This is a genomic window from Methylophaga sp. (assembly GCF_030651745.1).
On record NZ_JAUSCC010000016.1, the window covers coordinates 5,001 to 14,456 of the forward strand.

The following is a 9,456-nucleotide window of genomic DNA, read 5'->3' on the forward strand; positions in this document are numbered from 1 at the left end:
CATTAAATTCCGTCTGTTTCACTGTGTTGAGTTGCCGAAATTTTCGCTTGCTGTCAGATCATCTGTAATTTTAATAGTTTGTTTTATCAAAGCTCTCGGTATTGAAATCAGAACGTTGCTAAAAGATTGTGGAATGCTAATCCAATGCGATCAGGTGACGTCGTAGAACATCATCTCCCCGGCCTTTAAAAAACCTCTCTGCCAGCCTGATCAAGTTTCGAGTACTACAAGCTACAAGCGTATTTGGATTTTTTTAATTATGAGCGCGTTGATGTTGGGCTGTTACGCGACGAGAATTCAACTGTCATGGCATTTAAGCTGAGCCATGGTGGTAAGTGCATTCACCAACTCCAGTCTGTTTTTACTACACGCCATTTTTACAGCGACTGCTACATTGTCTGAACTTTACCAAGAAATGACTTTTTGGAGTTTGGCTTTTACTATCTATTTATATAGTAGTTTGTTACTCAACAGTTATGGCTTCGGCAAAGCGGCGCTGTTGATTTTCAAATCAACCTTCAATAAACAATTAAATCGTCAGCACTTTTGCATATTTCCTTTTGCCAACCTGAATAATCAGCTGCTGGTCACGCATCAGAATCAAATCTTTGTTATCCATCTTTTCACTATCAATTTTTACTGCGCCCTGTTTAATCATTCTTAAGGCTTCGGAAGTACTGACCGTAAGGCCAGCTTCTTTGAGAATATTGGCTATAGGCATGCCATCTGCACCCACAGATATCGAGACCTCAGCGATATCGTCCGGGATTTCACCTTTCTTGAATTGGTTTTCAAAGTCTTGGCGTGCTTGTGGTCCTGCGGATTCACCATGAAAACGCGAGACGATCTCTTCTGCAAATAGCTTTTTAACTTCAATTGGATTACGGCCATCAACAACAGATTGTTTCCAGTCTGCAATATCCGTTAACGACTTAAAGCTCAGTAACTCAATATAACGCCACATCAATTCATCTGAAATTGACATAAGTTTGCCAAAGATATCTTTCGGGCTTTCATCGATACCAATGTAATTACCTAAAGATTTGGACATCTTTTGTACGCCATCCAGCCCAACCAGCAGTGGCATGGTTAAAATACATTGCGGCGATTTACCATAGGCTTTTTGTAATTCACGTCCCATCAGCAGATTAAATTTTTGATCGGTTCCGCCCAGTTCAACATCGGCATCCAAAACCACAGAATCGTAACCTTGTATTAAAGGATACAAAAATTCGTGAATAGCGATAGGTTGACCGCCGGTGTAACGCTTGTGAAAGTCATCACGCTCCAGCATACGAGCAACAGTGTGATGCGACGCCAAACGGATCATATCTGCTGAGGACAGCGCATTCATCCAGTGTGAATTAAACACCACTTGGGTGCGTTCAGGATCGAGTATTTTGAAAACCTGTTTTTGATAAGTTTCCGCATTCTGCTGAACTTGTTCAGGGGTTAATGGCTTTCTTGTAACATTTTTACCGGTGGGATCACCAATCATTCCGGTAAAATCACCAATCAAAAATAAAATTTCGTGTCCCATATCCTGGAACAACTTCAACTTATTGAGTAACACCGTGTGACCTAGATGCAAGTCCGGTGCCGTCGGATCAAAACCAGCCTTGATACGCAGTGGTTTCCCCGTTTCCAGCTTTTCAATTAACTCTTTTTCAACCAGAATTTCTTCTGATCCACGACGGATTTCTGCCAAGGTTTCTTGTACAGTTCTCATCATCGTTCTCCGCACTATAAAAATTGGCGGGCAATATAACACAAGATCTTGCCTTCTAGGGGTTTCAATTCGGAGCAAATGCTGAGAGAATTGCACGAATTTACTATAAACAGGGAACGCCCATGAAGAAACGTAATAGACTTCTGAGCTCATCACAGCAATCAAAACTATTTAAATCTGAAACGCTGTCTCCCCACAAAAACCGACATATTCCAATTTTATCTTTGTTAGCGCTCACCGGTATCTTCATCACAGGTATTGTACTTGCTACCAGTGAACCATCCTCCACAACCAGTCAAACGCGGGCAGTCACTTTACCGAACATGCCAGCAGAAACTGAAGCGACAACTACTGCAACCCAATCAATTATTCCACTATCGTTACCCTCTGCTGAAACAGAAACACAGTCTATCGATACTGCAATAACTGAAGAAGCAGAAACAGTTCAACCAGATATTTCGCTGAATGAATCTGCAGAAATCGAACGTCTACATCTGAATCAACCGACTGCAGTGGTGGAAACTGAAGTTTCCGGCATTATCGATGCAACATCACCTCAAGACATAATCACTAATGACTCAAACAATGGCGAGTTGAGCTGGCAGGAAATTGAAGTTAAGTCTGGTGATAACCTTTCCTTAATCTTTCCAAGAGCTGGCTTAGGGGCACGTGACGTTTATAACGTAGCTCAAACCGCTGGCGAAGATGCCAAAGCTCTTCTCAATCTCAGACCCGGCCAAATAGTACGTTTTGGAACGGTTACGGACAGCGAACAAAAGTTAGTGTTAAAACAGCTTCAATTGCAATTAAATCCAATGAAAACGTTGACCTTAACGGCTACCGACAAAGGTTATGAAACCGAGGTAGTTGAACGTGAACTGGATAAGCAACGTCAACTGGTTGCTGGTGAGATTCAAAGCTCATTGTTTGTTGATGGACAAAAAGCCGGCATGTCAGACCGATTGATTATGGAAATGGCACATATTTTTGGCTGGGATGTCGATTTTGCATTGGATCTGCGTCAGGGAGACAGTTTCAAAGTCATTTATAATGAAAACTTCTTGGATGGTGAGAAAGTAGCCGATGGTGAAATTTTGGCGGCAGAATTTACCAACCGTGGTAATACTTTCAGAGCCATTCGTTTTACCGATAGCAATGGAGAAAGCCGCTTCTATACCCCTAACGGCGATAGCATGCGTAAAGCATTTACACGGACACCTGTACCGATTTCACGTATCAGTTCCGGCTTTAACCCGAACCGTAAACATCCTGTTCTACAAACTAACCGCCCTCATCGTGGTGTTGACTACGCTGCCCCAACTGGAACACCGATACTGGCTACAGGTGACGGTAAAGTAGACTTTGTTGGAACTAAGGGTGGCTATGGTCGTACTGTTGTTTTATCACATGGTGGACGCTACACCACGCTGTTTGCCCATATGTCCAGCTACAAAAAAGGTATTCGTGTCGGCCAACGTGTAAGACAAGGTGAAGTTATTGGTTACATTGGCATGAGCGGTTTGGCGACCGGTCCACATTTGCATTATGAATTTCGTGTAGATGGTGTACATAAAAATCCTTTAACGGTTACTTTACCGAAAGCTGAGCCGATCCCAAGTCAATATCTGGCGCAGTTTAAAACTATGGCACAACCTTTAATTGCCAGTTTAGACAATTTACAGGTACCAACATTAGCCTTACGCCAGGATTAAATATAACTAAATGGGCTTATACATCGGTGTGATGTCAGGCACGAGCCTGGATGCTATTGATGTGGCATTAATTAAAACATCGGCAACAGAACAACCTAGATTACTTGCCCATCACTCAGCAGAATTTGCTGTTGGCCTGCAACGATCACTGACCGATTTAATTCGTACTCAGCATTGTCACCTCTCCCAGTTAGGCGAGTTAGATGTCCGACTTGGGCATGCTTATGCAGACGCTATTAATGTATTGCTGGAATCGTCAGGTATTTCTGCCGCCCAAATTGATGGCATCGGTTGCCATGGTCAAACAATATTCCACTCTCCCGATTCACAGTATCCCTTTAGCATGCAGATCGGAAATGGCAATGTGATTGCCGAAAAAACTGGCATTACCACCGTTTGTGATTTTCGCCAGCGAGATATTATAAATGGTGGTCAAGGTGCTCCTTTGGTTCCTGCTTTTCATGCTGCCATATTTCGTTCAGATAGCGAAAACCGGGTCATTTTGAATATCGGTGGCATCAGTAATATCAGTATCTTAACGGCCAAGTCTCATAGCGTATTACAAGGTTTTGATACTGGGCCAGGCAATACCCTTATGGACGCCTGGATTCAGCAGCATCAACAGCAGGCTTTCGATAATGAAGGTAAATGGGCTGAAGGTGGTCAGGTAAACCAGGTTTTATTACTACAATTAAAGTCCAACGCTTATTTCGAACGTAAAATACCTAAGAGTACTGGTTGTGAATTGTTTAATCTAAGCTGGTTAATGCAGCAACTAAGCCTTTCCGGTACTACAGATCTTGCTCCACAGGATGTGCAAGCGACTCTGATGGCTTTCACAGTATCAACCGTTACTGATGCTATCAATCAATATGCCCGTCAAACGGATAAAGTTTATGTTTGCGGTGGTGGTGCCAGAAACTCAGCTTTAATGCGACAACTGCAAACAGCCTTAAATCCCATAAAGGTGGAGACTACAGCAACAATCGGTTTAGAGCCTCAATGGGTTGAGGCTGCCGCCTTTGGATGGCTTGCCGAACAGACTTTACAACACAATGCACTTGACCTACGAGAAGTGACGGGTGCACGCAGCCCCAACATTTTAGGCGCAGTCTACTGGTCTAAAAAAGCATCATAATCCACAGCAGACATTAACTCTGCTGTAACTTCATCAATTGGGAGATCTGAACGAAAGCGCACAATCCAACCATTATTAAATGGTTCTTGATTGATCAATTCCGGCATTTCAACCAATTGCTGATTAACAGCGATAATTTCACCACTGATGGGCATGATCACATCAGAAGCCGATTTGACTGACTCAATTACTGCACATGCTTCCCCAGCAGCAAACTCCTGCCCCTCTGCAGGTAATTCAACAAAGACAATGTCACCCAAACTATCCTGAGCATGCTCAGTGATGCCAAGGGTAAAAATTCCTGTGCCTTGTTGTTCAATCCAAATATGAGACTCACTGTAATAATAATCGTCTGAATTACTCATAAATAATGCGTCCGTATAGCTGATTAAGCTGCCTTAAATTTTCAGAGCAACCTTGTGGAAGCATATTCCATTCAAACTGCCATTTCCAGTTACCATCTATGGTCCCGGGCACGTTCATACGATGTTCACTCCCTAACTCAAGTAAATCCTGCATCGGGATAACTGAGAGTTGTGAAACCGACTTTAAGGCCTCACGGATAAGTAGCCATGGCATAGCTTCATCACTTGGTCCGATATATTGATGTAGATGTTGACGAGTAGCCTCATCAATCTCGTCATACCAACCCAGACTAGTATTGTTATCATGAGTACCGGTATAGGTAATGCTATCGTTACAATGCTTATGGGGAAGATAAGGATTGTCGGCATCACCACCAAAGGCAAATTGTAAAATCTTCATGCCAGGCATCGCAAACTGCTCACGCAAGGCTGTGACTTCAGCGGTAATGATTCCCAAATCCTCGGCAACCAGCGGAAGCTCCCCAAATTCGGAGACCAGTTTTTTGAATAAAGCTTCCCCAGGCGCTTTACCCCACTCTCCTTCCATAGCCGTTTCGCAACTGGCTGGAATTTCCCAGCAAGCTTCAAAGCCTCTGAAGTGATCAATACGGATTAAATCAAACAGATCTAATTGCGTCGTCAGGCGTTTTAACCACCAACTGAAATCCTCTTTGATATGCTCCGGCCAAGCATAAAGTGGATTACCCCAGCGCTGCCCGGTAGCTGAAAAATAATCAGGTGGAACACCTGTTACTTTAGTGGCTTGTCCAGTGGCATCCAGTGTAAATAATTCTGGTGCGGCCCAGACATCAGCGCTGTCATGAGCAACGAAAATAGGCATATCGCCAAATAATTTGATTTGATGTTGATTGGCATGGGTTTTTAAGTTTTGCCATTGATCAAAAAATAAAAATTGCTCAAACCGGCGAATGGTTAATGATTCAGCACGTTGTTCTGCCACATCATTCAAAGCGGCCGGTTGTCTGTCACGTAGTGGTTGGGGCCATTCATACCAAGGCATAGCATGGTTCAGATTGCGTATTTCACGATATAAGACATAATCGTCCAGCCAAAAGGCATGTCGCTGACAAAAATCATTGAAAGCCGCCCAATCCGCTTCTGTTGCATGCTCAGTAAATTGCTTATAGGCATTCACTACCATGGTGAATACTTTTTTACCCGCCAAATCATCGGTCCTGCACCATGGTTTGGCTTTAATAGAATCAATACATAACAACTTGTTATTACCAGCATGGGCCGATAAGCACTGATAGGGCGAACCATCCTCATGAGTTGGTCCTAATGGCAACATCTGCCAGACGGTTACTCCAGCTTGTTGAAGAAAGTCGACAAATCGATAAGCATCAGCGCCTAGATTTCCAGAGGGTAAGCTTGTTATATGTAATAAAACGCCAGTCCGGCGGTTGTCAAAAATATGTGCCTGTTTCATGTATTAGCCGCCACGACGCATTGTGCCGCCTTGCTCAGCATCACCTCCACCAAAAGATACTACCTCTGACAAAATCTGCGGGACTTCCTCTCCCAGCATTTGATAAAGATTGGATAAATGTAATCGGAACAGTCGCTCAAAATCACTCACACTGTCTGCAGAGTTGTAATCGCCAAACCACCAGAACCAATCGGATCCTTCACAAATCGCCAGCTGTCTATCAATCGCTAACTGCATCTCATCATCAAAAGTTGTAGTGGCCATTTTTTTGTCATAAACCTGTTTGACCTGGCTGAGCAAATCCCATCCACGATTTTTATCAGCATCACCAATCCAGGTAGAAAAAGAGCCGTATACCCAGCTTCCGGCCACCATTTCAGGAAGAGAACCAGGTATCACCCCATTTTCTAAACATTCACTAAAAGTGGTGAGTTCAAGCTCTGGATGTTGCGACAGCTGCTTATATAAACTTTGCAGGAAATAAAATCCGTTGTATGAATAATATTCCCAGGCATTTTCACCATCCAGAATAACGGAAACCACCCTATCAGGATCATCTTCAGTTGTGGCTTTGATATTCAGTAAATGACTTATAAAATCATTTACAGCGTCTTCGGCACTCCATTTGGTGTAGATAAAACCAATCATATCCGACAACCCATCATCGCGGAAAAAACACGCCGGAGGTAAATCTTTCAACCGATAAGGTTTATGAATATTTGCCTCAGACATCTCCGACTTATTCAAACTGTTGCGCAGGACATTCTCGCCTGTCGCCGTCCAACTAAAGCCATGCTCTGCAATTAATGGTAACGTCGCATCAGATACTGCCCCTTCCGATGGCCAACATCCTTTAGGACGAAATCCGAAAAAAGACTCAAATACCCGTACCCCTTCTTCCATATGCCAGTGAGCCCGAGCCTCACCACCGGGATATTCGGTAATTTCCGGTAAGGGTGCCTCAGGCATGGCTTCAAGCGTACTGTTGATATCCAACAATAGCGGTAAAATTGGATGAGCGTATGGTGTAACGGATAGTTCTACACGACCAGACTCGGCCAAACGTCGATAGCGTGGGATCAGATCACTTAAGATTTCGCTGATGACAGTCAGCAGCTGGCGCCGATCATGAAAAGTGAAAAAATGGCCTTTCTTCATCAGATTCTGGATGCGAATATCATTACGTCGAACTGATTCAGCCATCCAAACCAAGTGGTACCAAACCAGTAAATCCACCAGATATTGTTCATTGAGATAACGCAGTCTTTCGGTTTGCTCTAAAGCCCAGCGGGCAATTTCCGCCAACCTGGCAAAATGTGGAAACGGCGCTATCAATTTTTCTTCATTTGCCCGCAGACAGGCATTTATCAATTTACGGCGCTCACCTGCATGAACAGGCTGTACAGGCGAATCCAAGGCAATCAATAATGGATCTTTCAAACGGCCCGTGCCTTTAAAACGGCCTTTCAACTGCTGATCATAATCATCAATTTGTTCCAGTAGGGTTGGCGCAAAATTCACTACCGCCTTCGCTTCTGCAACATTTTCAAGGTGCCAGGCCATATCGGCATAATCTTTTATTGCATGCAAATAGGTCCATGGGAGCTGATAATTTCCACCCATGGGCTCACTGTACTGCGGCTGGTGCATGTGCCAGCAAAGAACAACTTTTAATTTATCGGACATAACGGTAATTTTGCCCCAGCATTTCAGGTGTCACTAACACAACACCATTTGGTGAAACTTCAAAACGTTGTGCGTCCAATTGCGGATCTTCACCGATAACCGTGCCTTCGGGAACGATACAGCCTTTATCCAACACAACTTTCTTCAGGCGGCAATGCCTGCCAACGGTTACATCGGGTAAAACAACACTGTCTTCTACAAGACTATAACTCAGCACTTCGACATTTGAGAACAGAACCGAATGTCGTACGACAGAGCCTGAAATAATACAGCCGCCGGAAACCATCGAGTCAACGGCCATGCCCCGGCGATCATCATCATCAAACACAAATTTGGCAGGGGGGAGTTGAGCCTGATGGGTCCAGATTGGCCAGTCTTCGTCGTAAAGGTTCAATTCAGGTGTGACACCTATCAACTCCAGATTAGCGGACCAGAAAGCATCTATGGTTCCCACATCACGCCAGTAGCCGGGATCATTGCCTTGCACATCTTTGTAAGGAAACGCGACAACCTTATATTTTTGAATTAAGGAAGGAATGATGTCGTGACCAAAATCATGGCTGGATCTGGAGTTATCCGCATCTTTAATTAATTGTTCGTATAGAAATCCTGCATTAAAAATATAAATACCCATCGAAGCCAAAGCGACATCTTCCGAACCAGGAATTGGTGTGGGGTTTTCGGGTTTTTCATTAAAGGCAACGATTCGATGATTTAAATCGACCGACATAACGCCAAACGCTTTGGCTTGATCCAGCGGAACTTCAATACAACCAATTGTCATATCAGCATTTTGGGCAACATGCTCAGCCAGCATATCGCCATAATCCATTTTGTAGATATGGTCACCGGCCAGGATCAATACGTACTCTGGTCCATGATTTCGCAGGATATCAATATTTTGATAAACCGCATCGGCCGTGCCGGTATACCATCCCTGCTCTGTCCGTTGCGAAGCGGGTAATAATTCGACAAACTCACCCAGATCACCGCGCATAAATCCCCACCCCTGTTGGATATGGCGAATCAATGAATGCGCTTTATATTGCGTTAAAATGCCTACCCGGCGGATACCGGAATTCACACAATTTGACAGGGGAAAATCGATAATTCGGAATTTACCTCCGAATGGCACAGCAGGTTTTGCCCGCCATCCTGTCAATTGTTTTAGACGCGAGCCACGCCCTCCTGCCAGGATCAGTGCCAATGTATCCCTGGTCAGTCGACTGACAAACCGCGTGCTATTATTTTTTGGCATATTTAATTCTCCGGCCAGCTATGCAGTGAAATATGTTGTAATGGCTTTAAGCGTGCCACATCGGTAAGGTGGACAGCAATAGAAAAATTTATAGGACAGTATATCTATGGTTTTTGAA

7 protein-coding genes are annotated in these 9,456 nt (G+C 43.9%); 2 read left to right on the plus strand and 5 right to left on the minus strand.

Features of this window, described 5'->3' with window-relative positions:
- Positions 1-529: 529 nt before the first annotated feature.
- On the minus strand, positions 530-1,729 hold the full coding sequence (gene tyrS / locus Q7V21_RS01095) for a tyrosine--tRNA ligase (RefSeq protein WP_304915529.1): 1,200 nt from the start codon (positions 1,727-1,729) through the stop codon (positions 530-532).
- Between the two features lie 122 nt (positions 1,730-1,851).
- Between tyrS and Q7V21_RS01100 the strand changes: the two genes are divergently transcribed.
- Positions 1,852-3,441, plus strand: a complete 1,590-nt coding sequence (locus Q7V21_RS01100; protein WP_304915523.1) for a peptidoglycan DD-metalloendopeptidase family protein — start codon at positions 1,852-1,854, stop codon at positions 3,439-3,441.
- Positions 3,442-3,451: 10 nt separating this feature from the next.
- The gene (locus tag Q7V21_RS01105) at positions 3,452-4,579 is read left to right on the plus strand and encodes an anhydro-N-acetylmuramic acid kinase (protein WP_304915524.1); all 1,128 of its coding nucleotides are present in this window, start codon (positions 3,452-3,454) and stop codon (positions 4,577-4,579) included.
- On the opposite strand, the gene gcvH is transcribed toward Q7V21_RS01105, so the two are convergent.
- From gcvH to glgC, 4 genes are read right to left on the minus strand one after another with little or no spacing between them, the layout of a single operon-like run.
- Positions 4,555-4,944 carry a glycine cleavage system protein GcvH gene (gene gcvH, locus Q7V21_RS01110; protein ID WP_304915525.1) on the minus strand — a complete coding sequence of 130 codons (390 nt, stop codon included), beginning with the start codon at positions 4,942-4,944 and terminating at the stop codon, positions 4,555-4,557. The genes Q7V21_RS01105 and gcvH overlap by 25 nt on opposite strands.
- The gene (gene malQ, locus Q7V21_RS01115; protein WP_304915526.1) at positions 4,937-6,394 is read right to left on the minus strand and encodes a 4-alpha-glucanotransferase; all 1,458 of its coding nucleotides are present in this window, start codon (positions 6,392-6,394) and stop codon (positions 4,937-4,939) included. Before malQ ends, gcvH begins: the two co-directional genes overlap by 8 nt.
- A gap of 3 nt (positions 6,395-6,397) precedes the next feature.
- On the minus strand, positions 6,398-8,044 hold the full coding sequence (locus Q7V21_RS01120; protein WP_304915527.1) for a glycoside hydrolase family 57 protein: 1,647 nt from the start codon (positions 8,042-8,044) through the stop codon (positions 6,398-6,400).
- A 25-nt stretch (positions 8,045-8,069) separates the two neighbouring features.
- Positions 8,070-9,338, minus strand: coding sequence for a glucose-1-phosphate adenylyltransferase (glgC, locus tag Q7V21_RS01125; RefSeq protein ID WP_304915528.1), 1,269 nt, complete (start codon positions 9,336-9,338; stop codon positions 8,070-8,072).
- Between the last annotated feature and the right edge of the window lie 118 nt (positions 9,339-9,456).